Annotated in this window: 34 protein-coding genes and 1 pseudogene; 19 read left to right on the top strand and 16 right to left on the bottom strand. The window is 70.2% G+C overall.

Features of this window, described 5'->3' with window-relative positions:
* The 5 genes from merB to VKG64_02100 form a co-directional block, all read left to right on the top strand.
* The coding region (gene merB / locus VKG64_02120) for an organomercurial lyase (protein HKB23823.1) at positions 1–686 on the top strand (686 nt) is incomplete at its 5' end.
* Between the two features lie 146 nt (positions 687–832).
* On the top strand, positions 833–1072 hold the full coding sequence (locus tag VKG64_02115) for a glutaredoxin family protein (protein HKB23822.1): 240 nt from the start codon (positions 833–835) through the stop codon (positions 1070–1072).
* Between the two features lie 296 nt (positions 1073–1368).
* Positions 1369–1578: a mercury resistance system transport protein MerF gene (merF, locus tag VKG64_02110; GenBank protein ID HKB23821.1), complete on the top strand. Its 210-nt coding sequence runs from the start codon at positions 1369–1371 to the stop codon at positions 1576–1578.
* Positions 1575–1973 (top strand): hypothetical protein, encoded by a 399-nt coding sequence (locus VKG64_02105; protein ID HKB23820.1) that lies wholly within the window; start codon positions 1575–1577, stop codon positions 1971–1973. The genes merF and VKG64_02105 overlap by 4 nt, the downstream gene beginning before the upstream one ends.
* Positions 1970–2278 (top strand): metal-binding (seleno)protein, encoded by a 309-nt coding sequence (locus VKG64_02100; protein ID HKB23819.1) that lies wholly within the window; start codon positions 1970–1972, stop codon positions 2276–2278. The genes VKG64_02105 and VKG64_02100 overlap by 4 nt, the downstream gene beginning before the upstream one ends.
* Positions 2279–2410: 132 nt before the next feature.
* Here VKG64_02100 and VKG64_02095 read toward each other — a convergent pair whose 3' ends face one another.
* The gene (locus VKG64_02095; GenBank protein HKB23818.1) at positions 2411–2776 is read right to left on the bottom strand and encodes a hypothetical protein; all 366 of its coding nucleotides are present in this window, start codon (positions 2774–2776) and stop codon (positions 2411–2413) included.
* A gap of 232 nt (positions 2777–3008) precedes the next feature.
* Here VKG64_02095 and VKG64_02090 point away from each other — a divergent pair, with 232 nt between their 5' ends.
* Both VKG64_02090 and VKG64_02085 read left to right on the top strand, forming a co-directional pair.
* A complete protein-coding gene (locus tag VKG64_02090; GenBank protein HKB23817.1) occupies positions 3009–3989 on the top strand; it encodes an alpha/beta hydrolase in 981 nt (326 codons plus the stop codon).
* A 33-nt stretch (positions 3990–4022) separates the two neighbouring features.
* On the top strand, positions 4023–5522 hold the full coding sequence (locus tag VKG64_02085; protein HKB23816.1) for an amidohydrolase family protein: 1500 nt from the start codon (positions 4023–4025) through the stop codon (positions 5520–5522).
* Positions 5523–5566: 44 nt separating this feature from the next.
* Here VKG64_02085 and VKG64_02080 read toward each other — a convergent pair whose 3' ends face one another.
* On the bottom strand, positions 5567–6742 hold the full coding sequence (locus VKG64_02080; GenBank protein HKB23815.1) for an alpha/beta hydrolase: 1176 nt from the start codon (positions 6740–6742) through the stop codon (positions 5567–5569).
* Positions 6743–6756: 14 nt separating this feature from the next.
* Entirely contained in the window at positions 6757–7257 is a 501-nt protein-coding gene (locus tag VKG64_02075) for a DUF4070 domain-containing protein (protein ID HKB23814.1), read from the bottom strand.
* Positions 7258–7578: 321 nt separating this feature from the next.
* On the opposite strand from VKG64_02075, the gene VKG64_02070 reads away from it, so the two are divergent.
* On the top strand, positions 7579–9513 hold the full coding sequence (locus VKG64_02070) for an ATP-binding protein (GenBank protein HKB23813.1): 1935 nt from the start codon (positions 7579–7581) through the stop codon (positions 9511–9513).
* Here the strand turns inward: VKG64_02070 and VKG64_02065 are convergent.
* The 7 genes and pseudogenes from VKG64_02065 to VKG64_02035 form a co-directional block, all read right to left on the bottom strand.
* Positions 9485–9850, bottom strand: a pseudogene (locus VKG64_02065) (response regulator transcription factor). The gene VKG64_02070 and the pseudogene VKG64_02065 overlap by 29 nt on opposite strands.
* A gap of 195 nt (positions 9851–10045) precedes the next feature.
* Complete coding sequence (locus VKG64_02060) at positions 10046–10678, bottom strand: response regulator transcription factor (GenBank protein ID HKB23812.1); 633 nt, start codon at positions 10676–10678, stop codon at positions 10046–10048.
* Positions 10650–11981, bottom strand: a complete 1332-nt coding sequence (locus tag VKG64_02055; GenBank protein ID HKB23811.1) for a PAS domain S-box protein — start codon at positions 11979–11981, stop codon at positions 10650–10652. Before VKG64_02055 ends, VKG64_02060 begins: the two co-directional genes overlap by 29 nt.
* The gene (locus tag VKG64_02050) at positions 11978–12598 is read right to left on the bottom strand and encodes a SpoIIE family protein phosphatase (protein HKB23810.1); all 621 of its coding nucleotides are present in this window, start codon (positions 12596–12598) and stop codon (positions 11978–11980) included. Before VKG64_02050 ends, VKG64_02055 begins: the two co-directional genes overlap by 4 nt.
* Positions 12586–13005, bottom strand: a complete 420-nt coding sequence (locus tag VKG64_02045) for an anti-sigma regulatory factor (GenBank protein HKB23809.1) — start codon at positions 13003–13005, stop codon at positions 12586–12588. Before VKG64_02045 ends, VKG64_02050 begins: the two co-directional genes overlap by 13 nt.
* On the bottom strand, positions 12983–13372 hold the full coding sequence (locus VKG64_02040; protein HKB23808.1) for an STAS domain-containing protein: 390 nt from the start codon (positions 13370–13372) through the stop codon (positions 12983–12985). Before VKG64_02040 ends, VKG64_02045 begins: the two co-directional genes overlap by 23 nt.
* A gap of 15 nt (positions 13373–13387) precedes the next feature.
* Positions 13388–14296 carry an STAS domain-containing protein gene (locus tag VKG64_02035; protein HKB23807.1) on the bottom strand — a complete coding sequence of 303 codons (909 nt, stop codon included), beginning with the start codon at positions 14294–14296 and terminating at the stop codon, positions 13388–13390.
* Positions 14297–14755: 459 nt separating this feature from the next.
* Here VKG64_02035 and VKG64_02030 point away from each other — a divergent pair, with 459 nt between their 5' ends.
* The 6 genes from VKG64_02030 (at position 14756) to VKG64_02005 (ending at position 20023) form a co-directional block, all read left to right on the top strand.
* Positions 14756–15619: a response regulator gene (locus VKG64_02030; GenBank protein HKB23806.1), complete on the top strand. Its 864-nt coding sequence runs from the start codon at positions 14756–14758 to the stop codon at positions 15617–15619.
* Positions 15620–15636: 17 nt separating this feature from the next.
* A complete protein-coding gene (locus tag VKG64_02025) occupies positions 15637–15969 on the top strand; it encodes a GIY-YIG nuclease family protein (protein HKB23805.1) in 333 nt (110 codons plus the stop codon).
* A gap of 54 nt (positions 15970–16023) precedes the next feature.
* Positions 16024–16455 (top strand): universal stress protein, encoded by a 432-nt coding sequence (locus VKG64_02020; protein HKB23804.1) that lies wholly within the window; start codon positions 16024–16026, stop codon positions 16453–16455.
* A gap of 151 nt (positions 16456–16606) precedes the next feature.
* On the top strand, positions 16607–18937 hold the full coding sequence (locus VKG64_02015; protein HKB23803.1) for a xanthine dehydrogenase family protein molybdopterin-binding subunit: 2331 nt from the start codon (positions 16607–16609) through the stop codon (positions 18935–18937).
* A 19-nt stretch (positions 18938–18956) separates the two neighbouring features.
* Positions 18957–19553, top strand: a complete 597-nt coding sequence (locus VKG64_02010) for a malonic semialdehyde reductase (GenBank protein ID HKB23802.1) — start codon at positions 18957–18959, stop codon at positions 19551–19553.
* Positions 19554–19570: 17 nt separating this feature from the next.
* Positions 19571–20023, top strand: a complete 453-nt coding sequence (locus VKG64_02005; GenBank protein ID HKB23801.1) for a nuclear transport factor 2 family protein — start codon at positions 19571–19573, stop codon at positions 20021–20023.
* A gap of 56 nt (positions 20024–20079) precedes the next feature.
* Here VKG64_02005 and VKG64_02000 read toward each other — a convergent pair whose 3' ends face one another.
* Positions 20080–20514, bottom strand: a complete 435-nt coding sequence (locus VKG64_02000) for a hypothetical protein (protein ID HKB23800.1) — start codon at positions 20512–20514, stop codon at positions 20080–20082.
* A 220-nt stretch (positions 20515–20734) separates the two neighbouring features.
* On the opposite strand from VKG64_02000, the gene VKG64_01995 reads away from it, so the two are divergent.
* The 3 genes from VKG64_01995 to VKG64_01985 all read left to right on the top strand — a co-directional run bounded on the left by VKG64_01995 (position 20735) and on the right by VKG64_01985 (position 21731).
* Positions 20735–21022, top strand: coding sequence for a hypothetical protein (locus VKG64_01995; protein ID HKB23799.1), 288 nt, complete (start codon positions 20735–20737; stop codon positions 21020–21022).
* An 84-nt stretch (positions 21023–21106) separates the two neighbouring features.
* The gene (locus tag VKG64_01990) at positions 21107–21274 is read left to right on the top strand and encodes a hypothetical protein (protein HKB23798.1); all 168 of its coding nucleotides are present in this window, start codon (positions 21107–21109) and stop codon (positions 21272–21274) included.
* Complete coding sequence (locus tag VKG64_01985) at positions 21264–21731, top strand: response regulator (protein ID HKB23797.1); 468 nt, start codon at positions 21264–21266, stop codon at positions 21729–21731. Before VKG64_01990 ends, VKG64_01985 begins: the two co-directional genes overlap by 11 nt.
* Before the next feature lie 10 nt (positions 21732–21741).
* Here VKG64_01985 and VKG64_01980 read toward each other — a convergent pair whose 3' ends face one another.
* Genes VKG64_01980 through VKG64_01970 form a run of 3 tightly spaced genes read right to left on the bottom strand, consistent with a single transcriptional unit; the run spans position 21742 to position 23518 of the window.
* Positions 21742–22443, bottom strand: coding sequence for an iron-containing redox enzyme family protein (locus VKG64_01980; protein ID HKB23796.1), 702 nt, complete (start codon positions 22441–22443; stop codon positions 21742–21744).
* Positions 22444–22451: 8 nt separating this feature from the next.
* Positions 22452–22736 carry a hypothetical protein gene (locus VKG64_01975; protein HKB23795.1) on the bottom strand — a complete coding sequence of 95 codons (285 nt, stop codon included), beginning with the start codon at positions 22734–22736 and terminating at the stop codon, positions 22452–22454.
* The gene (locus VKG64_01970) at positions 22733–23518 is read right to left on the bottom strand and encodes a hypothetical protein (protein HKB23794.1); all 786 of its coding nucleotides are present in this window, start codon (positions 23516–23518) and stop codon (positions 22733–22735) included. Before VKG64_01970 ends, VKG64_01975 begins: the two co-directional genes overlap by 4 nt.
* Before the next feature lie 100 nt (positions 23519–23618).
* On the opposite strand from VKG64_01970, the gene VKG64_01965 reads away from it, so the two are divergent.
* The gene (locus tag VKG64_01965; protein HKB23793.1) at positions 23619–24659 is read left to right on the top strand and encodes an LLM class flavin-dependent oxidoreductase; all 1041 of its coding nucleotides are present in this window, start codon (positions 23619–23621) and stop codon (positions 24657–24659) included.
* Between the two features lie 4 nt (positions 24660–24663).
* Positions 24664–25731 carry an LLM class flavin-dependent oxidoreductase gene (locus VKG64_01960; GenBank protein HKB23792.1) on the top strand — a complete coding sequence of 356 codons (1068 nt, stop codon included), beginning with the start codon at positions 24664–24666 and terminating at the stop codon, positions 25729–25731.
* On the opposite strand, the gene VKG64_01955 is transcribed toward VKG64_01960, so the two are convergent.
* Both VKG64_01955 and VKG64_01950 read right to left on the bottom strand, forming a co-directional pair.
* Positions 25728–25889 carry a hypothetical protein gene (locus tag VKG64_01955; protein ID HKB23791.1) on the bottom strand — a complete coding sequence of 54 codons (162 nt, stop codon included), beginning with the start codon at positions 25887–25889 and terminating at the stop codon, positions 25728–25730. The two genes, VKG64_01960 and VKG64_01955, sit on opposite strands and share 4 nt — an antisense overlap.
* Before the next feature lie 307 nt (positions 25890–26196).
* Positions 26197–26514, bottom strand: a complete 318-nt coding sequence (locus tag VKG64_01950; protein ID HKB23790.1) for an OsmC family protein — start codon at positions 26512–26514, stop codon at positions 26197–26199.
* Positions 26515–26562 lie beyond the last annotated feature (48 nt).

Genomic DNA, 26562 nt, shown 5'->3' with positions numbered 1-26562 from the left:
TCGTAGTAGCGGATCGTCTCGATGCTGGTGCCCGTGTGCTTCGAGAGACGGCCTATCGCGATGCGGCCCGATCCGTTCATCTTCCTGCCTCCAAAATAGCGCTTGAGTCTGGAGTTACTACAGACTCTATCGTTCTACCAGACGACAGGAGGGACCGCGCGGTGGCGATTCTTGAGATCAAGACCGCTGACGAGTTGATCGATCAGGATCTGGAGGCCAGGTGGACGACTCGCCGTGCCGCCCGGCAGACGCATGTGTTCCAGCGGATTCTGCGAACCTTCCTCGAGCGGGGCGGGCCGATCCCCGTGGAGGGAATCGTCGCCGCCGCCGTTCAGGATGGCCCCGCTGAGGCCGTCCATCAAGCGCTCGTTGCGCTCGACGGTGACGACTTGATCCGCATCCGCGGCGGCCAGGTAGACATCGCCTACCCCTTTTCGGCCGTGCCGACGCCGTTTGTCGTCCGACTGCCGGGCGGCGAGGAGCGGTACGCCTGCTGTGCGATTGACGCGCTCGGCATCGCGCCGATGCTCGGACAACGAGTGGAGATTCGGTCGCGCTGCCATCACTGCAAGACGCCACTGGAGTTCCAGGCCGCGCCGGATGGTCCAGGGACGGACGCAGACGGCGTCATGCTCTGGCTCGGGAAACGAGCCGAGGACCGACGCAGAGTCGCGGACTCTCTCTGAACGACCATCAACTTCTTCCGGTCGGAAGAACATCTGAGGGCGTGGCGAGAGGCGAATCCGACCGCCGACGGAGCGGGTGCCACACTGGGCGAGGGCTTCAAACTCGCCCGTCGAGTCTTCGGCGACCTGCTCAGCGGAGAGTGACGATGCCCAATCGGCAGATAACGGTCTATTGGTCCACCACCTGACAGTCCTGTCACGCGGCGAAAGAGTTTCTTTCGTCTCGCGGTATCGAGTTCACCGCCAAGAACGTCGCGGAGGACGCCACGGCCCGCGAGGAGTTGATCGCCAAGACGGGGCGGATGGCCGTTCCGGTGATCACTGTGGACGATCAGGTCATCGTCGGCTTCGACCGTGGCCGCTTGCAGCGGCTCTTGGGGCTGTGATCGTGCCTCGCGTTCGCTGCCCGGATTGCGGTGCGCTGATCGACCTCCCACGGCACGTCCAGTCCGGAGACTTGATCGACTGTCCGAACTGCGCGGGCCATGCGCTTCGGGTTCGGGAGGAGGGCGGTCGCTGGTCCGCCACCCTGGCGCACCGGGTCAGTTGTCCGCACTGCGACGAAGTCATCACCCTCCCTGAAGATGCCAAGCCTGGAGACTCGCTGTCGTGCTGCGGTCGGGCCTACCGACTCACGTTCGAGTACGGGGCGTTCGCCGCGGAAGAAGCGTAGGAGGTCGTCATGTGGCGTGATCGCTGGCTCGCCCTTGGTGTGATCGGAGCGGCATTCGCGTGTCTCGTCTGCGTCACGCCGCTCGCCGTCGTGGCCCTCGGCGCTATCGGGTTGGGCGCGTGGGCCGGGCGGCTCGATGCCGTCCTGCTGCCCGTGCTCGTCGTGTTCCTGGCGCTCGCGGTGTATCGCTACCGCGTGGCCTGTCGGAGGGCGCCATGAGGGCCGGGGCGGTCGGTGCAGGCGTCGTGGCGTGGGTCGGGGCCGCGTTGTCGTCGCTCTGCTGTCTGCTGCCCCTCGCGATCATCGTATTGGGCCTCGGTAGCGGAGCCTTCATGGCAGTGACCATGCAATATCGTTGGCTGCTCATCCCGGCAGGGATCGTTGGTATTCTCGCCGGCTTCGGGATGTATGTCCGCGAGCGACGGCGGTGCGAAGCACTCGCCTGCCGCATGGCGGGCAGTCGCTTTACGCTCGGCTTGCTGATCGTCGCGAGCCTCGTCGTCACGACCTCCATCGTCCTCGACCGCTTCCCGGAGCTCACGTCAGACCTGCTAGCCCGAGTCATGAACGGCGACGCCCCCCACGCAGAACACGATATGGGAGGAACGCGATGAATCGCCGCGCGTCGCTCCTGGCGCTCCTCCTCGGACTCATCCTCGTCGCGGGCGCGGCGCCGGCCTCGACTTCGACGATCGTCCTCAACGTGGACGGCATGACCTGAGGCACCTGACCCATCGCGGTCAAGAAGGCCCTGTTAGGGCTGAAGGGTGTCAGTCGAGCGGACGTAAGCCTTCGGGCCAAAGAAGCGATCGTGGTGTTCGACCCCACGCAGGTCACGGTGGAGCAGATGGTCGAGGCGGTCAATCGCCTGGGCTTTCGGGCATCGATCAAAGGATCGCCACCGCCGACCGGGCACTGAGGTTGTCCTGGGGTGGCTTCCATCAACTGACGGCGAGATCGGCGATCGGGACGGCCGCGGCACTTCTCCAATACGACCTTCACGACCTCCGCCACCACGTTGCCGCCTTCGTGCCTGCGCGGAGGGAGCGGCTTAGATCAGGAGCGAAGCGTGCAGCAGGAAAAGCGGCGGCGGATTCGAGGCGGGCGCTCGTAGCGCCGGGACGATAGCTGGACCAAGCCGGCGCGGGAAGTCGACCACGACGGCCGCCGTCGCAGTGATGACCGGCGTTGGCGCCGTCTGCTGAGACCGCAAGCCGGTGCACGATGCGTCATGAATCGCGTCGTCGTCTTTCGGCTGGTCGCTGTGTTCGGAGGGCGCGTTGGCCGTCACGGCGGCGTCCCAGGCGTGCGGGTGCAGGTCCAGGGCGTGAGCGTGAGGGACGACGCAAACGTGGGCCGCGACGGCGAGCGTCGCGATCGCGAGCACGATCATCGTAAGCAATCGGCGCGGCTTCATGCCCTGCCGAGACTACCGCCGCCGGGTTCCCGCTGTCAATCGATCGAGGCGCGGCCCATCAGCCCCGCAGCGTCTGTCGCCTTTCGGCCTCGAGCGCGCCGAGCCGGCTTCCGGCGCGCCGGTCCGAGGACCTTGCAATGGGCCCGGACGCGGACTACTTATATGGGGCATCGGAGACCACGCCCTGGAGAGAGGTATGACGGAGGCTGACAGTCACCTGTCGCGACGCGCGGTGATCAAGGGCGCCAGCCTGGGCGTGGGGATCAGCCTGATGGGCCCGGCGCCCGTGGAACCCGCGCCCGCGACGATCTGGAGCGGCGAGTACTGGGCCAAGAAGGGCGACGTCTCGCTCTACCTCTTCCGCAAGCGGCAGGGCGCGCCGACGGCGGGCGCGCCGCCGCGGCCGGTGCTGTTCCTCGTCCACGGCTCGTCCATCTCCGCGCGCCCGAGCTTCGATCTCGCCGTGCCCGGCCACGGCGAGTACTCGCTGATGAACACGTTCGCCGGGTACGGCTTCGACGTGTGGACGCTGGACCACGAGGGGTACGGCCGATCGTCGCGGACCGAGGGCAACTCCGACATCGCGAGTGGCGTCGAGGACCTCAAGGCCGGTACCGAGATCGTCGCGCGCGAGACGGGCCAGGCGCGGTTCCACTTCTACGGCGGCTCGTCGGGCGCGCTGCGCGCTGGCGCCTTCGCCATGGCGCGCCCGGAGCGCGTCGACCGGCTCATCCTCGAGGCGTTCACCTGGACGGGCAAGGGCTCGCCGACCCTCGGCAAGCGGGCCGAGGGCCTCGAGTACTTCCGCACCCACAACCGGCGCCCCCGGGGACGCGACATGATCCGCAGCATCTTCACCCGCGACAAGCCCGGCACCTCCGACCCCGCGGTGGCCGAGGCCCTCGCGGACGCCGAGCTCCCGTTCGGCGACACGATCCCGACCGGCACCTACCTCGACATGACCGCCAACCTGCCGGTGGTGGACCCCGCAAAGGTGAAGTCGCCGGTGCTCCTCGTCCGCGGCGAGCACGACGGCATCGCGACGGAGGAGGACCTCCTCGAGTTCTACCGGCGCCTGCCGAACCCGGATCGCCAGTTCGTCATCCTGGCCGGCGCGTCGCACGCGGTCGCGCTCGGCCACACCCGAAATCAGCTCTGGCACGTCATGCGCGCGTTCCTCGAGATGCCCGGACGGCTCGACGGGAAGGCGTGAGCCAAGGCCCGGCGTGAGCCAAAGGAGATCACCATGCGACTACTGAGCCAGGAAGAGCTCGACAGCCTGCTGCCCTCGGAGACCTCGGCCTTCCCATCGCCCATTCCCACCCAGATCGTCTCCAATGACGAGTACTACCCGACGCCTCAGACGCCCAGGCAGCGCGAGGTCGAGGCGCGGGTGAAGGCGCTGGGCAACGAGCTGGCGAAGAAGATGGGCCTGAGTCGGCGCCAGTTCTTCAAGACGGCCAGCGGCATGGCCGCCGCCTTCGTGGTGATGAACGACGTCTACGGGCGGCTCTACGACGCGACGCGCGCCGAGGCCGCCGACAAGGAGATGGCGGCGGACCGGGCCAAGACGCTAAGCGGCCAGTTCATCATGGACGATCAAGTGCACTTCCTGCGCGACGACACGCGGATCCAGACGTTCGTCCTCCAGCGCCAGGCGGTGGGCAAGGCGGGCTGGAACCCCGCCCTGGTGGACAAGCCACAGACGATCGAGGAGCTCAAGTTCAACAACTTCTTCAAGGAAGTGTTCCTCGACAGCGACACCAAGGTCGCGGTGCTCTCGAGCGCGCCGTCCGATATCCCCGGGGATTGGTTCCTGACCAACGAGATGGCCGCCGAGGCGCGGACGAAGGTGAACGCGAAGCTCGGGGCGCGACGGTTGCTGGCCCACGCGATCTTCACGCCGGGCCAGCCGGGTTGGATGGACGATGTCGACAAGGCCATCGCCATCCTCAAGCCCGACTCCTTCAAGGGCTACACGATCGGCGACAACACCAACAAGAAGACCAGCAAGTACCCCTGGCGGCTCGACGACGAGAAGCTCGTCTACCCGTTCTACGAGAAGGCGGTCAAGGCCGGGCTCGTCAACATCTGCATCCACAAGGGTCTCTTCCCGCCGTCGGTCGAAAAGCAGTTCCCGCACCTGGTCGCGTATAGCGACGTGCGCGACGTGGGCAAGGCGGCAAAGGACTGGCCGCAGCTCAACTTCATCATCTACCACAGCGGCTATCGCTTCCCGGGCGGAGGGGTTGCCGCGGACGCGTGGACGCAGTTCGAAACGACGGGGCGGATCGAGTGGGTGAGCGACCTCGTCGAGATCCCCGCCAAGTACGGCGTGAAGAACGTCTACGCCGACGTCGGCCAGCTCTTCGCCCAGACCACCGTGGCGGAGCCGAAGGTCACCGCGGCGCTGATGGGGATGCTCGTCAAGGGGCTCGGCGCCGATCACGTCGTCTGGGGCACCGACGCCATCTGGACCGGCGCGCCGCAGTGGCAGATCGAGGGTCTCAGGCGGCTCGAGATCCCCGAGGATATGCAGAGAAAGTACGGCTGGGCGCCCCTCGGTCCCGCCGACGGGCCGACCAAGAGCGCGATCTTCGGCGAGAACACCGCGCGCCTGTACAAGTTCCAGCGGCACGCGGAGCTCGGCGGACCGCGCGACCGCCTCGCCGAGCTGAAGGAGCGGTACGAGCGGTCCGGCACCGGGCGCAGCAATCGCCGCTACGGCTACATCGCGCGGGGCTGATCCGAGCGGGGCGCCGCCGGTCGCCGCGCGACCCCGGCGCCCCCTCAGCGCCTCGCGCCGAGGACGTCCTCGAGCCAGTCCCACATGTAGGCCGTCCCGATCGAGAGGTTGTCGGTCTGGCAGTGGTGGTAGCCGCCCTCCTCGCGCGTGAAGACCTTGAAGGTCTTCCGCGTCGAGCCGACGGCGTCGAAGCACTTCTGCGCGGTCGCGAGCGGGATCTGGGCGTCGCCCTCGCCGTGGACCAGCAGGAAGGGGCAGCGGATCCTCTGCACCACCCCGTCGAGCCTGAAGCCCTCGAGCCGCTTCAGCGCCTCGTCCCGCGTCGTCACGCCGAAGATCCAGAGCAGGTGCTCCCACGGCACGGAAAGCGACGGCGATTCGCCCCGCGCGATCCGGTCCAGCCGCTCCTTCCAGACCGCGTGGTAGTCCCACTGCGCGCCCCACGCGATGCACGCCGCGAAGCGCGGCTCGAACGCGGCGGCGCGCGGAGCGTAGTAGCCGCCGAGGCTGATCGCCATCACGCCGATCCGCGCGGGGTCGACCTCGGCCCGCTTCGCCAGGTACTCGTACGCCGCCGTGGCGTAGCGCTCGGTCTCGTGGTGGAGCGGCAGGCCGCGGAAGCGGATCGCCTCGCCGTTGCCCGGGCCGTCCACGATCAGGCAGCCGATGCCGCGGGCGGCGAGGTCGGGGACGCCCTTGAAGTACTGGATCTCCTTCGTGATGTCGAAGCCGTCGAAGAAGACCACCGCCGGCGCGCGGCCGGCGGCGTGCTCTGCGTGGACGAAGAGCGCCGGAAGCGTCGCGCCCTCGTAGGGCACCTCGACGTGCTCGATGCGCGGCCGGCTGACGCGCCGGGCCGCCTCGCGGAAGCAGTCCACGCCGCGCCGGTAGGCGGCGAGGCCGTCGGCGCTCTTCGGCTGGAGGAAGCGCTCGCCGACGTGATAGTAGTGCGCGGCGCGGAAGAGCCGGGCGGCGGCGCTCGCGTCCTTCTTCGCCTCCGCGAGGCGCCGGCCGTCGGCCTCGACCGCCTCCGCCATCCGCGTCCACTCCTCGAACCACGCGCGGTCGTCGCCCACCCGCCCGCGGAGGCGAAGCCCGACGCGATGCACCTCGTCGATCTCGCCGCCGCCCCAGGGCGCGGCGCCGAGCGCCATCAGGATGCCGTGGGACCAGCGGTAGTCGTCCTGGAAGTACGTGAAGGCCAGCTCGTCGTCGCGCATGCCGTCCCTCCCGCTCAGACGCGCTCCGCCGGCGCATAGAAGGAGGCTTCGCCGGCGCCCCGCAGGCAGTCGCGCGTGAACTCGATCAGGTGGTGGCTGACCACGGCGACGTTGATCAGCGCCTCGATCTTCCCCGCCCGGAGCGCGGGCCAGGCCAGGCGCCAGAACGCGTCGCGATAGTCGCCGCGGGCGCCGATGCGCCAGAGGATGCGGGCCAAGATGCCGAGGCCGTCGGCGAAGTTCCCCCACGACGCGCGCCGCGGGCTCTGCGGAAAGTCCAGCCGGTTGGCGAACGTGTGCGCGACGTTGTAGGCGTAGCGGTCGTAGAGCGCCGCGGGCTCGTACGCCGCCGTGATGCACTTACGCCACATCGCGAGCACCGCCTCGTACGGCACCTTGAAGCGCACGTTCGACTCCCGACCGCCGTCGGGCACGAGGCGCCCTTCCCGCTCCGGCGACGACGAGGAGCCCCTGCGGCGGCATGAACGCGCGGACGCGCTTGCCGAACAGCGGATAGGCCTGCTCGAACGTGCCGAACGAGCGCGCGTACTCGGGGTAGACGCAGAGGATGCGCCGGCGATTGCGCGGCGAATACGAAGTTCGCATGGATCTCGTCCTGAACGATCGCGGCCGGCCGAGCCGGCCCGCTACGGGTGAGCTTCTGACCGCCGACTGGCCAGGAACTTTGCAGCCGGCGGGGCCCCTCATCCGCTCGGTTTTCCGGAATCTCCTTTGTTTCAAGCCGTTCCAGGACACCCCCGGTCCTGGTATGTGCGTTGCTGCCTATTATCGCTGCGAGGAAATCGCTCGTACAGCATTTCCGGACTGGGACCCATATGCGCGTGCTCGTTGTCGAAGACGACCCGCATCTCTGCGAGCTCCTTCGGGAGTTTCTCGTGGGACTCCGCCATCAACCACGGATCGTCCACACGGCCGAGGCGGCGCTCGACCTGGTCCGGGCCGAGCGTCCGGACGTGGTGCTGCTCGACATCCGACTCCCCGGGATGAGCGGGCTCGACTTCCTCCGGCTGCAGGCGGTGCGCGAGCTACGCGCCCCGATCGTGGTGATCTCCGGCAACGTGACGGAGAGCCAGGCCCACGAATCGCTCGAGCTCGGCGCGTTCGACTTCATCGGAAAGCCTCTCCCGCTCACGCGCCTCGAGGAGCTGCTTGCGTGCCTCGGGCCCGACGCCGCCCCCCGGCGGCCGTCGCGGGAGCAGGAGCCCCGGCGGCGCGCCCCCCGCGCGCCCGTCGCCCTTCCCGTCAGGGTCCGCGAGCCGAACGGCACGGAGTGGGAGGCGATGTCGGTCAATCTGAGCGCCTCCGGCATCAAGGTCCGCGCGACGAGCCCCGTCCAGCCCGGACCGGCGGCGCGGCTCTCCATCGCTCTTCCGGACGGCGAGACGCGCCTCGAGGTCGTGTCGGTGCTCGTCCGCGCCGACCTCGACGGCTACGCGTTCTATTTCCAGAACCTCAGCGACGAGCAGCTCGCGCGGCTGCGGAACCTCGTCGAGGGCGCGCGGGCCGACCGGCCCGAGCAGACCCAGCCGCATCTGAGCATCCTGCACACGATCGGCCAGGCGATCAGCACGAGCCTCGATGTGGACGAGGTGCTCCGCGTGGCGCTCGACGCCCTCACGCACGTCACCGGTCACGAGATCTCGAGCCTCCACCTGCTGACCGCCGACGGCACGACGCTGCACCTGCGCGGCGACCGGGGACTGCGGCCGTTCCTGCGCGAGATCAATCGCGTGCTCCCGGTCGGCGAAGGCATGATCGGCCGGGTCGTGGCCACCGGCCGGTCGATGCACGTTGCGGACTCGAGCGCGTCTCCGGACCTCCTGCCGGCCGCGCGGACGGTCGTCCAGCAGGAAGGGATCCACGCGTTCGCGTGCGTGCCGATCCGGAGCCGGGGGCGGATCCTCGGCGCCCTGTCGCTCGGGCGCCGGACGCTCGAGCCGTTCACCGAGCCCGAGATCGCGCTCGTCGAGGCCGCCGCCAACCAGATCGGCCTGGCCCTCGAGAACGCGCAGCTCTACTCGGCGACCCGGCGACAGCTCGAGGAGCTCCGGTCCGCGGAGACCCAGCTCGTCGAGCGCGAGAAGCTCTCGACGGTGGGCAAGCTCGCGGCGGGGCTGGTCCACGAGCTCCGCAATCTCTTGACGGCGATCCTCGGGCAGGCCGAGCTCCTGCTAATGACGTCGGACGATCCGGCGAAGAGCCGCGAGCGCGCCCACGTCATCGTCAAGGAGACGGCGCGCGCGACCCAGATGCTGCAGAACCTCCTGCAGTTCTCCCGTCCCCACATGACGGAGCGCCAGCCGTGCCGTCTCGCGGAGCAGATCCTCGGGGTGCTCGAGCTCGCGAGCTACGACCTCCGCCGGGACGGGGTCGAGGTGGTGACGGAGCTCGGGCAGGTCCCGCCCGTCTCCGCCGACACGTCCCAGATCCAGCACGTCCTGCTCAACCTGGTACAGAATGCGCGACAGGCGATGGCGGCGCATTCCGGGAACCGCGTGCTCACGGTGCGCCTCTCGGCGGTGGACGGGCACGCCCGCGTCGAGGTCCTCGACACCGGGCCCGGCATCCCGGCGGACGCGCTCCCGCGGATCTTCGACGCGTTCTTCACGACGAAGGCGCCGGGCGAGGGCACCGGGCTCGGCCTCTGGCTCTCCTACGCCATCGTCGAGCGTCACGAGGGCTCCCTGCGCGCCGCGAACCGCCCCGGGGGCGGCGCGGTGTTCACGCTCGAGCTGCCGTTCGGCCCGTAGCCCTGTCCGCGTACGCCTCCAGCGCCGCGCGTGAGATGCCCGGAGTCAGGTAGGTCTTGCCGCGGGCGACCTCGTTGATCGCGCGGGCCAGGTCCGCGGCGGCCTCGCTCTGCACGACGTAACCCTTGATGCCCGCGCGCAGGGCCTCGAACGCGTAGTGGTCCTCGGTGTGCACCGTGAGGAGGATCACTTTCGTGCGCGGGCAGAGCCGGAGGATCTCGCGCGCCGCGCCGACGCCGTTCATCACCGGCATCGCATAGTCGAGGACGGCGACGTCCGGGCAGCGCTCCCGCGCCATGCGGACCGCCTCCTGCCCGTTCGCGGCCTCGTCGGTGACCTCGAAGCCTCGCGCTGCAGGAGACCCTTCAGCCCCTGCCGAACGATCTGGTGATCGTCAGCCAAGAGCACTCGGATAGCCATGACGAGATGAGCGTAAACACGACGGCCGGCAGGGGAAATCAGGGACGCGCTGCAAATGGACGCAGGAAAAACCCCTATATCCGGGCGGGGACCGCCCGGGGGGCGGGCGCGCCTAGGGCTGGATCAGCCCTCGGCGCACGGCGTAGCGGACGAGGCCGGCGGTCTCGTGGACGTCCACCTTCCGCATGATCCGCATCCGGTGGGACTCGGCGGTCTTGAAGCTGATCCCGAGGAGCCCGGCGACCTCCTTTGTGGTCTTGCCCTCGGCGATGAGCTGCAGCACCTCGCGCTCGCGCGGTGACAGCGGATCCGGCGGCATCTCCGATTTGGTCAGGTACGCTTGCACGATGGTCTGCGAGATGCCGGGGCTCAGGTACACCATGCCCCGCTGCACCTCGTGGATCGCGCGGACGAGGTCCGCGGCCGCCTGCGTCTTCACGACGTAGCCCTTGACGCCGGCGCGGAGCGACTCGAGAACGTAGTGGTCCTCGGTGTGCATCGTCAGGAGGATCGCCTTCGCGCGCGGACAGATCTTCAGGAGCTCGCGCGCGGCGTCGAGCCCGTTCAGCACCGGCATGGCGAAGTCCATGACCGCCACGTCGGGGCAGCGCTGCCGCGCGAGCTTCGTGGCCTCCTGGCCGTCTCCGACCTCCCCCATGATCTCGAACCCTTCCGTTTCGAGAAGGGCCCGCAGACCCTGGCGCACGATCAGATGGTCATCGGCGAGCAGAATCCGGGTCGGCACTTGTGCCCTCCACAGGAACGGTGATGAGGAGCTCGGTCCCGCGCCCGGGGGCCGAGACGATCTCCAGCGTACCGCGGACGGCGTTGAGGCGCTCCTGGATCCCGAGGAGCCCGAGGCCGCGGCGCCCCCGCCGCGCCAGCGTGGCCGCGTCCAGCCCCGCGCCGTCGTCGTGGACGGAGCAGCGCAGGAAGCGGCCCTCGCGCGCGAAGGTGATCGCGACGCGGCCCGCCTGCGCGTGCTTCGTCACGTTCGTCAGTGCCTCCTGGACGATGCGGTAGAGCGCGGTCTCGGTCGCCGGCGGGAGCCGCGTCCCCGGCGTCCCGTCCACGAAGATCCTGAGCCCGGTGCGCTTCGAGACGCCGTCGGCCAGGAACTCGAGCGCCGGATGGAGCCCGAGGTCGTCGAGGATCGTCGGGCGCAGCTCGTGGGAGAGATGCCGCAGCTGCTCCTCGATCTTGTTGAGGAGCCCGCGCACCTCGTCCAGGCGCTGCGACGCGCTGGGCGGGAGGTCGCGTGTGATGTCGGCGAGCACGATGTGCACGGACGCCAGGAGCTGGCCGGCCTCGTCGTGGAGCGCGTGGGCGATCCGCTTGACCTCCTCCTCGAGGGCCTCGTTCAGATGGCGGAGCGCCTCCTCGGCGCGCTTGCGGTCGCTGATATCGCGCGCGATACCGAGGACGCCGACGATCTGGCCGTCCTGCATCTGCGGCGTCGCCACGAACTCGCCCGGGATGTGCCCGCCCGACTTCGACAGGATCCGCAGTTCGAACACCGGCGGGACCTGTCCCCCGAGCACGGCCTGGAACTGGGCGGTCGCGCGCGGCACGTCGTCGGGATGGACGAGCGGCATGAACTCCTTGCCGAGCCACTCCGTCCGCGACCAGCCCGTGAGCGTCTCGAAGACCGGGTTCAGCGATCGCAGGTGCCCGTCGCGCGAGAGCGTGTAGATGACGTCGCGGGCGGTGTCGACGAGGTTGCGGTAGCGCTGCTCGGACTCGCGCAGCGCCGTGTTGGTCTCCTGCACGCGCCGGTGCGACATCTCGAAAGGCAGCAGGCTCTCGACGCAGAGCTTCTGGCCGGCGCGGAGGGTCCGTGACCCGTCCTGGACCGTGCGGCTCTTCGACAGCGCGCGCAGCAAGCCCCAGGACTGGATCGTCGCCATGTCCAGGATGCCGAGCCCCTTGGCGAGCGCCTGCCGCCCCAGCTCGTACGCCTGCTGGAGCGCCGCCTCGCCGCGCCCGGCCATGTACCCCTGGAGCGTGCGGGCGTACTCCGCCGCGAGCTCCCGCAGCTCCGCGTTCACGCCCCAGCTCCCATCCAGCGGGCGACGACCACGAGCGCGTCGTCGATGCCCCGGCTCCAGTGCGTGAGGATGTAGTCGGCGAGCGGCTTCGGCGACTCGCCCTGGGCCAGCGGCGCCAGGACGAAGTCGTTCCGGATGCCGTCCGTCGCGAAGATGAGCGTGTCGCCGCGCATCAGCGGGAGGATCGCCGCCGAAAGCGCGGGCAGATGCACGCCGACCACCCCGCCCCGCAGGAGCAGCGACTCGCGCCGCGGATTCACCGCGGCCTGGGCGCGCAGCAGCAGGCCCTCGACGTTGCCCACGCCGACCCACGTCAGCGTCTCGTCGCGCGCGTTGAACGCGGCGACGCTCATGACCACGCCGCGGGTGCCGGCCAGCGCGCCGTGGCAGCCCCTGACGAGCGCGATCATCGTCTGCGAGCCCTGGCGCTCGAGCGACCTCACGGCCGCGCGTGCGGCCTCGGCGGCCTCGACGCCGTGGCCCAGGCCGTCCACGACGGCCACGAGCACGCCCTCGGGCGTCAGCTTGACGAGGTGCTGGTCGCCGGATTCGGGCTGCCCGGGCAGGATGGACCCGGCGACCGCCCAGTCGATCAGCTCGGTCTTTACCGTTTCCATTTGCGGACCGTAACCGTGGTCCCCTTGCCGAACTCGGAGACGATGTCGAAATCGTCCATGAGCCGGCGCACGCCGGGCAGACCGAGGCCGAGGCTCCCTGAGGTGGAGTAGCCGTCCTGCATCGCGAGGGTGAGGTCCGGGATTCCGGGGCCGTCGTCGGCGGCGACGACCTCGACGCCCTTCTTCCCGTCGAGATTGTCGATCAGCCGGAGGGTGATCTCCCCGCGGACCGCGTAGCGGACGATGTTCCGGGCCAGCTCGGAGATCGCGGTGGCGACGACGGCGAGCTCGGTGGACGGGAACCCGCACTGCGCCGCCAGTTCTCGCCCCTTCTGCCGGGCCGAGACGATGTCGGCGTCTGACTCGATAGCGACCCGCACTTCATCAGCGATGAGTGCGCCCTTCATGCTCCCGGACCTTCCCCTTGGCGCTTCGATAGAGGTACTTAAGCCCTTCCTCCAGGTCCAGCGACGTCGCGATACCCTCCAGGGTGAGGCCCAGCTTGACCATCGAGAACGCGACCTCCGGCTGGATGCCCACGATGACGGTCTCCGCGCCGCGGAGCCTGATCATGTGGGCGATGTCGCGCAGCGTGCGCGTCGCGAACGAGTCGATGACGTCCAGCGCCGTGACGTCCACGATGACGCCCCGCGCGCGCACCTGGCTGATCTGGTCCACCAGCGTGTCGCGGAGCTGCTTCAGGTCGTCGTCCGTGAGCGCGGACTGGACCGTCGCGATCAGATAGGGTCCCTGCTTGAGGATCGGGACCTGCATCGAGAGCCCTCTCTCTTAGACCGGCTCGGCCGCCGGCTCCCGCATCAGGACGACCTTGTAACCCAGCAGGCGCTCCGCCTCTTCGATACCGCCCTGGAGGTCGCCGACCGTGTTCATCTTGCCCAGGTCCACACCGATATTAACAAGGGTCTGGGCGATCTCGGGCGAAAGACCGGTGACGATGACGGTCGCGCCGAGGAGCCGCGCCGCCTCGACCGTCTGCACCAGGTGGTTCGCGACGGGCGAGTCGATGTACGGCACGCCAGTGATGTCGAGCACGACGACCTTGGCGCGGTTGGTCCGGATGCCCCGGAGGAGCTGCTCGGTCAGCTGGCGCGCGCGCTGCGGGTCGATGACGCCGATGATCGGGAGAATCAGGAGGCGCTCGCGGACCTGGAGCACCGGGGTCGACAGCTCGCGGATGGCCTCCTGCTGCTCGCGGATGATCCGCTCGCGCTCCTGGACGAAGCCGACGGCCACCGTGATCGCGATCCGGTTGGCGGCGGGCTCGTACGCGTCCAGGATGCGGTTCAGCTCGGCGAAGTCCTCCTGGTACTTCGCGAACAGCGAGCGCGCGAGCACGTCGCGGAGGAGGAGCACGATCCCGACGACCTCGTGCGTCTCGACGCCTCGGGGGATGATGCGTTCGGAGAGGTTCCGCGCGTAGGTCTGCAGCGCCTCGTACGTGCCGGTCTCGAGGGCCTCGACGTAGTTGTCGTAGACCGAGGTCGCCTCCGCGAAGATCTCTTCCTTCGTCATCGCGGTCAGCAGCTTGGCCTCGGTGATCAGCCGCGCCCACTCCTCGCGCAGCTGGGCGCGCTGCTGGCGCAGGTGCGCGACCAGCTCGCGGAGCCGCGAGGCGGTGGACTCGAGCCTCGGCTCCGCGGTGGCCGTGCTTGCCAGATCCCGAGTGGTCTTGCTCATTCGCGCACCTCCTGTCAGAGGATCACCCGCGCAAATCTAACGCACGTGAGGTGGTCTCCTATCAGGTGTTTACCTGAATCCAGGTCTGGAAAAACCCTCAGGAGGGTCGGCCGTCGGGCGCCGGGCTCGACTTCGCGATGTCCAGCATCACGGGGAGGCTTCCGGAATCGTCCGAGAGCACGATTTTATTGATGTGTCTCAGCCCACGCGGCCCCTCCGCAGGCGAATCGACTTCGTGCCTCGACCTTGCTCCGAAACGGGATCCCGGAACAATCCGGCGAATACTGCAAAAGGACGCTGGGCATCTCCCACGGGGCCGGCGCGGCGGGCCCGACGCCGTCCGGATCGCCGTCGGTCGCGTCCTCGGTGACTCGCCGGGGCCCCCTCAGGGTATTCCCCCGTGCGGCCTGAGGCGTTCGCCGAATTCCGCGGGAAGTCCCCAACGACTACCGTGACGCCATGGTGCCGCAGACGCTGACCGGAGGCGGAACGCTGAAGGGTCTTCACACGCGGATGCTGATCATCGACGACGACGTGGCGGTCCTCGACGAGATGGCTGACTGCTACGCGCGCCAGGGATTCCAGGTGGAGACCGCCGTGCACGCGGGCGACGCGCTCATCATTCTCTCCGAGAGTCGCCCCGACCTCGTGCTCCTCGGTATCTCGGGACTGGCCGACGTGGAGGTCCTGCGCGGCCTGCGGACGGTGGATCCGGTGGTCCCGGTGATCCTGCTGACGGAGCGCAGCGAGCCGGCGCTCGCGCAGGCGACGCGCGGGCTCGGGGTGCTGGGCGCGATTCCGAAGTCGCTCGTGCAGCTCCACGCGAGCGGGCTGCGGAAGCTGGTCGAGGAGAACGTGGAGGCGCTCGAGCCCGGCCTCCGCGTCGTGGACTCCCGCTTCGCCATCGGCCGCTCGGTGGTGGACCTCGTGGCGCTGGACGCGAAGGGCTCGCTCGTCCTCGTCGCGGTCGGCCTCACGGCCGACGCGCGGATGTACCTCCGCGCCGTGGACGCCTACTGGTGGTGCCGGGAGAATCCCGACGTACTCCGGAAGCTCTTCCCGGCGGCGCGCATCTCGCCGGAGCAGCCGCTCCGGCTCCTCTTCGCGGCGCAGCGGTTCACGCGGTTCTTCCGGCGCGGCGTCGAGGAGTTGCGCTTCGCGGACGTGCGCTGCCTGCAACTGCTCGATCTCGGGGCGAGCGGCGTCGCGGCGGTGCCGCTGGGCGCGGCGGGGCGCGCGTGGGCGCGCGGCACGGCGGAGGAGCCGGGCGAGCCGCGCGGGGCGGAGTCCGAGTCGTCCGTGGCGCTGGTCGAGAGCGCGTAAGCGCGGGAGGTACGTCGATGCCGTGGCAGGGAACGAATGGGATCACGTTCAACCCGTTCTCGGTCAGGAAGAGCGTGCCGCCGCGGCCCGGCGTGTACGTCCTGTACCGGCCGAACGAGCGGTCGATCTACGTCGGCGCCTCGGCGGACCTCCGCGCCCGCATGCTCGACCACCTCACCCGGGCCGACGACCGGATCGTCCGGCACGAGCCGACGCTCTGCGCGTACGAGATCGTCCCCGAGCATCCACGCCGTCTGGCGCGCGAGACGGAGCTGATCCTCGAGCTCAATCCCGTGTGCAACGCGGAGCGCTCCGCGTTCTCGCTCGCGCCGCGAGGCGACGCGGCGTAGCCGCCTGAATCCATCCGCCGCGCGTCCGCATCGCAATCGTGGAGGTTCAACACGATGGCAAAGCGGATCCTGGCACCGATCGGCCCGCGCGCGCGCAGCGAGGCGATCGTCCCACTCGTCGCGGCCCTGGCGCGCGGCGCCGGGGCGACCGTCCGCCTCCTCCGCGTGTTCCCGGTCCCGGACCGGGTGACCGGGCCGCGGGGGCGGACGATCGCGTACACCGATCAGGAGATGGCCCGCCTGACGTCCGAGGGACTCGACGACCTCGGCCGGATCGAGGCCGAGCTCGACGGCGTTCCCGTGGAGCGCGTCGTCCGCTTCGGCGAGCCGGCCGAGGAGATCCTGCTCGAGGCCGACGCGTTCGGCGCCGATCTGATCGCGCTCGCGGCGTCGGCTCGGGGACGCCTGCGCCGCGCGCTCCGGCCCGGCGTGGCGGCGCGGGTGGCGCGCCGGGCGCCGGTGCCCGCCCTGATGCTCCACGCGTGAGCCGGATCGCGCAAGCCTAGTCCGCCTCGTCGCCCACGCTTGACTCCACCGCGCCCACAGAGCAGGATCGCTCCCGGCGCGGGCGACCCACGACGGGCGCCCCGGAGGAGCGGGACATGAGCATCTCGCAGCTCGCGCACGACGTCCTGTAGTGGGGCAGTTCGGGATCGGACAGGGGATCAAGCGGTTCGAGGACGTCCGGCTCCTGCGCGGCGAGGGCCGCTTCCACGCGGACGTGAACCTTCCCGGCCAGGCCCACGCCGTCGTCGTGCGCTCGATGCACGCCCACGCGCGGATCCGGGCGGTCGACCCGGCCGCGGCCGCGGCGGCGCCCGGTGTCCTCGCGGTGCTCACGGGCGCCGACCTCGCGCGCGACGGGCTCGGCACGATGACGATGACGCTCTCGCGCAAGCGTCCCGACGGCTCGCCGATGTTCGCCCCGCCGCATCGCGGCCTCGCCACGGACCGGGTGCGGTACGTCGGCGACCCCGTCGCGCTGGTGGTCGCGGAGACCCACGCGCAGGCCGAGGACGCGGCCGAGCTGGTCCGGGTCGAGTACGAGCCGCTGCCGGCCGTGACCGGGACGGCGGACGCCGCGGCGCCCGGCAGCCCGCCGGTGTGGGACGAGTGTCCCGACAACGTCTCCAACGTCTTCGAGGCCGGCGACCGGGCGGCCGCCGACGCGGCCTTCGCGCGGGCGGCGCGCGTGGTCCGCCGCCGCTACGTGATCACGCGCGTGCACGCGCAGTTCATGGAGCCGCGGGGCGCGCTCGGCGTCTGGGACCCCGGCGAGGAGCGGTACACCCTGTACGCCGACGTCCAGTACCCGCACCGCGTGCGCAACGCGCTGGCGAGCAACATCTTCAGGATCCCCGAGCACCAGATCCGCGTCATCGCGGGCGATGTCGGCGGCGCCTTCGGGACGAAGGGCTGGCAGTATCCGGAGCACCGGCTCGTCCTGTGGGCCGCGCGAAAGCTCGGCCGGCCCGTCAAGTGGGTGTGCGAGCGCCGCGAGGCGATTCCGGCCGACGAGCACGCGCGCGACAACGTCAGCGAGGCCGAGCTGGCGCTCGACGGCGAGGGCCGCTTCCTCGGCCTCCGCGTCCGGACCCTCGCCAACGTCGGCGCCTACGTCTCCTCGGACCGCAACCTGCTCGCCACGTTCACCAACGTCGTCACGCTCGTCGGCGTCTATGCGTTCCCCGCCGCGCACGTCCACGTGACCTGCGTCCTCAGCAACACCAACTCGACGGCGCCGTACCGCGGGGCCGGCCGGCCGGAGGCGACGTACGTCATCGAGCGGCTGATCGACGACACCGCCCGCGAGCTCGGCATGGACCCGGTGGAGCTGCGGCGGAAGAATCTCATCCCGTCGTCGGCCATGCCGTACAAGAACCCGCTCGGCGTGACCTACGACTGCGGCGAGTTCGAGAAGAACATGGACGACGCGCTGAAGCTCGCCGACGTCGCCGGCTTCGCCGCGCGGCGCGAGGCGGCGCGCCGCCGCGGCCGGCTGCGGGGCCTCGCCGTCGTCAACGCGATCGAGCGGGCGGCGGGCCCGCAGCCCGAGTTCGCCGAGATCCGCTTCACCCCGAGCGGCAGCGCGACCATCTTCATGGGCACGAAGAGCCAGGGGCAGGGCCACGAGACGACGTTCAAGCAGATCCTCCACGAGCGGCTCGGCCTCGACCCCGCCGACGTCCGGTACATCGACGGCGACACGGACCGGGTCGCGTTCGGGATGGGCACCATGGGCTCGCGCTCGACGGTCATCGGCGGCACCGCGCTCTGGACGGCCGCCGACAAGGTCATCGCGAAGGGGAAGAAGATCGCGGCGCGCCTGCTGGAGGCGGCCGAGGTGGACATCGTGTTCGCCGAGGGCCGGTTCGCGGTGGTGGGCACGGATCGCGCCGTCGTCCTGAAGGACGTCGTCCGGGCCGCCTTCCAGCCCGGGCGGCTCCCGCCCGGCCTCGAGCCCGGGCTCTACGAGACGGGGACGTTCGCGCCCAAGCAGGACACGTGGCCCAACGGCTGCCACGCGTGCGAGGTCGAGATCGACCCGGACACCGGCGCCGTCGCGCTCGTCGGCTACGTGGTCGTGGACGACGTGGGCACCGTGATCAATCCGCTGACGCTCAAGGGCCAGATCCACGGCGGCGTGGCGCAGGGCGTGGGCCAGGCGTTGATGGAGGAGGTCGTGTACGAGCCGGAGTCCGGCCAGCTCCTGACCGCCTCGTTCATGGACTACGCGCTCCCGCGCGCCGACACGCTCCCCGACATGCACATCGAGAGCAACCCGGTGCCGACGAAGCTCAACCCGCTCGGCGCCAAGGGGGCCGGCGAGGCGGGCACCGTCGGGGCGCTGCCGGCGGTGATGAACGCGGTCATGGACGCGCTCGCGCCGCTCGGCGTCCGCCGGCTCGACATGCCGGCGACGGCCGCGCGCGTGTGGCGGGCCATCCGGGACGCGCGAACCAGCTGACGACACCCAGGAGGACCACGTGCGAAAGACGCTCGACGACGCGGGGCTCGATCTCCTCTTCCGCGAGGCCAGGACGCAGAACGGCTGGCTCCCCACGCCGGTCACGGACGATCAGCTCCGGGAGATCTACGAGATCGTGAAGCTCGGGCCGACCAGCGCCAACTCCTGCCCGGCCCGCTTCCTCTTCCTCCGGACGCCGGAGGCGAAGGCGCGCCTGCTGCCCGCGCTCAGCCCGGGCAACGTGGACAAGACGAAGGCGGCGCTGGTGACCGTGATCATCGGCTACGACACGCGCTTCTACGAATGGCTCCCGACGAAGCTCTTCGCGCACAAGCCCGAGATGGCGAACCCGTACAAGGCCAACCCGGTCCTGGCGGAGACCACCGCCTTCCGCAACGGCACGCTCCAGGGCGCGTACTTCATGCTCGCGGCGCGCGCGCGCGGCCTCGACGTCGGCGGGATGTCGGGCTTCGACAACGCCAAGGTGGACGCGGAGTTCTTCCCGGACGGCCGCGTCAAGTCCAACTTCCTGTGCAACGTGGGCCACGGCGATCCCGCCAAGGTCCTGCCGAAGCTGCCGCGTCTCGACTTCGACGAAGCGTGCACCCTGCTCTGAGCCGGAAGGAGCGCTCCATGACGACCCTCGCGCTCGCCCTCGCCGCGGCCACGCTCGCCCTCGCGGCGCCGTCGGCCCACGCCGCCGACGGGCCGCAGCAGGAGGCGAACAAGAAGACCGTGCTGGAGTTCTACGAGAAAGCGCTCAACCAGAAGGACTTCGAGGCGGCCGCGCGGTACTTCGGCACGCGCTACACCCAGCACAACCCGAACGCGGCCGACGGGCCCGAGGGGTTCCGCGCCTTCCTCCGGTTCTTGCGCGAGAAGTTCCCCAACTCCAAGAGCGAGATCAAGCGGGTGTTCGCCGACGGCGACTACGTGATCCTGCACGTCCACGCGGTCCGGGAGCCCGGGACGCGCGGCAACGCCATCGTGGACATCTTCAAGCTCGAGAACGGCAAGATCGTCGAGCACTGGGACGTCGTGCAGCCGATCCCCGAGAAGGCCGCCAACACGAACGGCATGTTCTAGGGACGCGCGGGTGATCCTGCGGCATGACGGGGTCCCGACGCGCGATATGCCCGCCTTCAGCCCGTGTAGCCGAGCGAGCGCATGCACGTCGCGTACGCATCCCGATAACGCTCGTCGCGCCTCTTGTTCTCGTTGACGCCGTAAAGGGCGCCCCCGCCGGCACCGACGCCGCCGCCGATCGCCGCGCCCTTGCCGGCGCCCACGGCAGCGCCGTCCGCCGCGTCCCTCGCAACCCCCTCGGTCTTGCCCCGCTCGCTCACCTGGGCGGCCGCGTACCGGTTGCAGGCGGCGACGACCTCCCGCGTCGGGAGCGCCAGGCGCTCGGCGACGAGCGCCGTGGGCGCGCCCGCCGCTCGAGGTCTGGCGGCGATATGGACCGGGTCGGGGTCCGTCCAGTTGACGACGACGAACCCGGTCACGAGCGAAGTTCCCACGACCAGGCCCATCACGATCACCGTGAGCTTCCAGGGGTGCAAGCTCTCCTGCGGCATCGCCGCTTCCCTCCCCGGCTCATCAAGAGCCCATCGGCCGACTGGCTGGCTGGACTGTAGGTTCAGCGGCGTCGAACTCAAATCAGGTGTTGCCCTGAGCGGGAACGGGGAAACCCCCGTCTCGTTAGGGTATTTGCCTTATTTCCGGAAGGCACCCGCGCCGCGTAGAGTCGGGATACGCGAGATGAGATCACGCGATCAAGGAGAAGGTGTTAAGGGTATGGGCCTGTTGCGGGAGACGGACATCGCCGGCCCGGTCCCGTATATGCCGCATCTGCTCATCATCGTGTCGAGCACGGACTCGGCGCGCTTCGAGTACCTGAAGCACGTCTTCGCCAGTCAGCGCGCGTTCACGAGGGCGACCGTGGAGGTCATCGTCGACCGCCGGGCCGGCGAGCGGCGCCAGCTCCGGAAGCCCGTGGCGCTCGACCGTCGGCGCCGGGAGCGCCGGATGCGCGACGTGTCGAAGGATCTCGCGGTCTTCGGCTGGGCGGTGGTCAGGCGCTAGAACCGCCTTGGGGATTTTCCTCGCCCCGATTCGGGTGAATGCCTAATACGCTCGCGGCCGTCCGCGGGCCATGCTGGAGTCGAGATGAGCGAATTCGCCCCTCTCTACCGCCTGATCCTGTACGCGGCCCTCGCCCTCATCACGCTGCTCGTCCTCGACTGGTTCACGTCCCGCCGCTCGCACCCGGAGGAGCGAGGGCCGGCCAGGCCGCTGGCGCCGCACCCGACGCGATATCAGCGCCATGCTCGGTAGCGTCGCCGCGCGCGCCGGCTCCGACGTCCTGGCGTGTCTCGACGGGGTCCGCGTGCTGGTCGTCGACGACTCGGCGGTCATCCGGGAGATGCTCGCCGACATCCTCGGGGAGCACGGCGCCGCGGTGACGGCCGTCGGCAGCGCCGAAGCGGCGCTCGACGCCGTGACGCGCGAGCGCCCGGACGTCCTGATCAGCGACCTGGAGATGCCGGACAAGGGCGGCTACTGGCTCATCGGCCAGGTTCGCGCGCTGTCCCCGGAGCGCGGGGGCGCGATCCCCGCCGCCGCCCTCACGGGGCTCCACGGACCGGAGCACCGGGCGACCGCCCAGCGCGCGGGCTTCCAGTATCACCTCGAGAAGCCGGTCGATCTCCACTCACTGGTGGGAATCGTCGAGAGCCTGGCGCATGGCGGTATGGCTCTCGCGAGGCGGACGGCCGAGCTCACGACCGTCTGAGCGGGGCGTCTCAGCGGAGGTGCCGGCGCGCGAGCCCCTCCGCGTACGCCTGGAGCAGCCGGTGCATCTCGCGCATCGCCGACTCGGCGGCGCGCCGGTCCTCGGACGTGCGCAGGTGCTTGAGGATGGTCTTCTTCGTCTCGCCCGACTCCTCCTTCTCGATCGCCTGGTGCACGGTGTAGTTCTGGCCGCCCCACTCCGGGCGCACGCCGTAGTGCTGGACGAGGGCCCGGCCGACGGTCTGCGCGATCTCGACCACCTCCTCCTCGAGCAGCGCCGTCGCGCAGAGGGACGCGCTCCAGGGCAGCTCGTGGCCGAGCCGCCGGAAGAAGTCGATGATCGCGGCCATCTCGGGGACGGGCTCGATGCCGGCGTACACGTCGCGCGGGTAACCGAGGTCGTCGCCGATCCGGCGGAAGAGCTCGTCGTGGTCAGGCGTGCCGCCGACCCGCCCGTCGAAGTAACCGAGATCCTCGACGAGCAGGTGTCGCGCGCAGTCCTTGCGGACCTCGAAGTCCTCGCAGCGGGTGTGGATGCCGCTGAAGATCCGGGGAAACCAGGCGATCAGGAGGTAGTGCTGGGCGATGTGTGACCACACCGCCTCCCGGGGAAGGGCGCCGGAGGCGAAGCGCTTGAAATACTCCGAGCGCCGGAACGGGCTCTGGGCGAGCAGCTCGGCCGTCAGCGCGTCGAACCACTCCTCGGTCGTCATCCGCCGCCTCAGAAGTACTCGAAGGCCGTGGCCCCGCGATCCATCCGGAGCCGGAGGTCGGCCATGAAGACGAGGTACGGATGGGCGCCGCGGGCGACGAGACCGTCGCGGTCGCCGGCGAGGAGCGCCTCCTGGTCCGCCGCGTCGAGGTCGAGCTCCCGCATCGCCGCTCTCGCATCGGCGACGTAGCGCGCCCTGAAGGCGTCGTCCGACTTGAGCGCATAGAGGCAGCGGTTGAGCCGGTACGCGCTCGCCGGCGGAAAGCGATAGTGGGCGGCGGACTCGAGCGTCACATCGCCCACTCGACCACGGCGTTGCCGTGGTGCCAGGAGGGCTCGTAGCAGTAGACATCGGCGCGGGCGTCGCCCACCGCGCCCAGCACCGTGATCCACGTGCGCAGCTCGATGTTCCCCGCCTTGTCGAGCTCCTCGCCCGTGACGGCGGCCAGCTCCCGACCGTGTCCGTGAGCGAGCTGGTCGAGGACGCGGCGGTCCCAGTCGAGCTCGGGTGAGGCGTAGCGCTCGGTCCCCGGGTAGTGCGACATGCCGCCCGAGGCCATGAGCACGACGCGCTCCGGTCGCGCGTGGAGGATCTCGCCCAGCGCCCGGCCCCACTCGAAGCAGCGCCGCGGCGTCGGCTGGGGCGGCAGGTACACGTTGACGTGGAGCGGCACGATCGGCACCGCGGGGGTGGGCATCGTGAAGTGGAGCGGGACGTAGAAGGCGTAGTCGAGCGGCGCGTCCTGCGTGTAGAAGAGGTCGAAGCCCCGCTCGATCCCCTGCTCGACGATCGCGCGGGCGAGCGGCTCGTGGATGGGGAAGCGGTAGCGGTAGCGGCCGAAGCTCCCCGCGCACTCGGCGCCGACGTAGACGCCGAGCGCGGGCACCGCGTTCAGGAAGAACGCCTCGACGTGGTCGCCGGCGACGACGGCGATGGTGTCGGGCCTCAAGACCTCGAGCCGCCGCCGGACGCGGCCAAAGGCGGCGTGGACCCGCAGCACCAGCTCGCGGTCCTCCGTGTCGGGCCGGACCAGGAGCTGGGGCGTGTGAGCGCAGGCGAACGCGCCGACCAGCATGTGGCCGGAGAGTAGGCCACCCCGGACCGGCGCGTCAAGCGTGGCGCGGGCGGGCGCGGCGCTTGTGGTCACGGGAGGCGACGCCTATAATCCCGCGCGGATGACGACGCTCCCCAGACCGGAATTCGGGCTCTTCACCGAGTTCCAGCAGGCCCCCGGCATGAGCGACGCCGAGGCCTTCGCGGAATCGATGGCGCAGATGACGGCCGCCGAGGCCTGCGGTTTCGACGCGGTCTGGCTCGCCGAGATCCACTTCCAGAAGGATCGCTCGGTCCTGGCGTCGCCCCTCGTCATCGCGGCCGCGCTCGCCGAGCGCACGCGGCGGGTGAAGATCGGCATCGCCGTCCAGGTCCTGCCCCTGAGCCATCCGCTGCACCTGGCCGAGGACGTGGCCACGGTCGATCACCTGAGTCAGGGGCGGCTCGACTTCGGCATCGGCCGCAGCGGGCTCCCCGCCCACTACCACGGCTTCAACATCCCCTACGCCGAGAGCCGCGAGCGGTTCCAGGAGACGCTCGACATCCTCCTGAAGGCGTGGACGCAGGAGCGCTTCTCGCACGAGGGCAAGTACTTCCAGTTCCGCGACGTCTGCGTGCTGCCGAAGCCCTACCAGAAGCCCCACCCGCCGATCCGCGTCGCGGCGACGACGCAGGAGACCTATCCGATGGTCGGGCGCATGGGCTACCCGATCTTCATCGCCGTGCGCACCACGTCGATCGCGGACCTCAAACGCTTCATCGGCGGCTACCACGAGGCGTGGCGGGCGGCCGGCCACCCGGGCCGGGGTCCCGTCGGGCTCATCGTTCCCGTCTACGTCGCCGAGACCGCGCGCCGCGCGCGCGAGGAGCCCGAGACGAGCACGATGCACTTCTTCCACACCATCGGCGAGGCGCTCCGCGAATCGCCCAACCGGGGCGTGGACGGCGAGCGGCTGATCCGGATCTCCTACCCCGAGGTGCTCGAGGATCTCGCCGTCTACGGCACCCCGGAGGCCGTCACCGAGCGGCTCCTCGAGCTGCGCGAGGCCCTCGGCTACTCGAGCCTCTCGGTCTGGATGAACGTCGGCGGGCGGATCCCGCACGAGCGCGTGCTCGCCTCGATGCGGCTCTTCGCCGAGCGCGTCATGCCGCGGCTCGCCTGACGCCATGCGCTTCGGAACCTACTACTTCCTCCAGGCCCCGCCGTCGCTCACGCACGCCGAGGTCTTCCGGCGCGAGATCGAGCAGATGGCGTGGACGGAGGAGCTCGGCTTCGACAGCATCTGGCTGACCGAGCACCACTTCATCGAGTACGGTCTCTCGGTCTCGCCGGCCGTGCTGGCCGCGGCGGTGGCCATGCGGACCCAACGGGTACGCATCGGTCTGGCCGCGGCGATCCTGCCCTTCCATGATCCGGTCCGGCTCGCCGAGGAGATGGCGATGGTGGACATCCTCTGCGGCGGGCGCCTCGACGTCGGGGTGGGGCGCGGCAACCGGCCGGTCGAGTTCGAGGGCTACCGGGTCCCCCAGATCGAGAACCGCGAGCGCTTCGAGGAGGCCCTCGCGATCATGATCGGCGTCTGGACCCGCGAGCGCTTCTCGTACGCGGGCCGCCACTACGCGATCCCCGAGGTGCGGGTGATCCCCAAGCCGCTGCAGCAGCCGCACCCCCCGCTCTACGTCGTGTGCACGAGCCCCGACACGATCGAGGCCACCGCGCTCCGCGGGCTGCCGATGCTCAACTCCTGGCTGCGGGGACCGATCGACCAGCTCGTCTCGCAGCGCGACGCGTACCTGAAGGCGTGCCAGAAGGCGGGCCGCACCGACGCCGAGACCGCGAGCCTCATGGGCCGCTGGGGAGTCTCGCGCCACATCTACGTCGCGCCGACCGACGCCCTGGCGCAGGCCGAGGCAAAGGACGCGGAGATGTGGTACCAGGAGTCCCTCCGGCGCTTCCTGATCCCCGACGACATCGATCGCGTGCACCCGCTCCTGCAGCCCGGCTTTCGCACGATGAAGGAGCGGCTCGCGAAGATCACGTGGGACCAGCTGGTCGCCGAGACGGTCGCGTTCGGCTCACCCGACACGGTGGCCGCGAGGATCGATCAGCTGCGGCGGCTGGGAGTCGGCGAGGTCCTGTGCTGGATGAACTTCGGCGGCTTGCCCCAGGAGCGGGTGCGCCGCTCCATGGAGCTGTTCGCCCGCGAGGTCATGCCCCGGTTTCGGCGTCCCTAGCACGGCCGCACCGTGGTCGCGCGCCGGCGGCGTTTGCGGCGGGACGCCGACGCGTTCAGGACGTCGGCCCGGGCTCGGGCGTCGGCGTCCGTCAGGTAGTAGCCGAGGATCGAGCCGCCAGGCCCCACGACGACCCAGCGGAACCCCAGCTCGAACATGGGTCCCTGCGCGGTGGCACAGGCCTCGTACCCGAGCGTCGGTTTTCCGTTGCGGCGCGAGACGATCAGCGGAGTGAACGTGGCGATCTCCCTTCTTCCGGAAAGATCCCAGTGCAGGGCCGGTGCCAGGAGCCGACACGGCCGACCGTCACCCGCCCGGCCGAACGGCCGAAAGCATTGAAATTGCGCTGCGCCGGCGGCGAGGGGGGCGTCGGCACGGCAAGGCGGCGCGGACCGGCGCGTCAGGGAAATCACTGACGCCGGCCGCATTCTGACATGCCGTCCTGGCGCGGTGGCCGGAGGGACGTTAGCTCGCCGCGGCCTCTGCGTCCTGGCTGCGGAGCGACACGACCTGGTCGCCGGCGCGCAGCGAGGCGTCCCACGTGACCTCGATCGCACCCTGGACGCTCTGGTGGGCCGGGCATCCCTGGGGATGGAGGGCGAGCGCGCGCTCGGTCGCCTCCCTCGCGTCCGCGGGGACGGCGAGGTCGTAGTGCACGTGGATCGACCTGATGCGGATCGTCTTGCCGACGCCGACGATGCGCCCCTCGACGACGGCCTTGTAGGACTCGCGCTCGAACGCGATCTTGCGCCCTGCCAGGGCGCCTCGCAGCGTGCCGTACATTCAGCCGGCGACGGCGGCGACGATGTGGTCGAGCGTCGAGGCGAGCGG

This window comes from Candidatus Methylomirabilota bacterium, from assembly GCA_035260325.1.
GTDB lineage: Bacteria > Methylomirabilota > Methylomirabilia > Rokubacteriales > CSP1-6 > AR19.
Note: the sequence above shows the minus strand (reverse complement) of the source record. Positions and strands in the feature narration are given on the sequence as shown.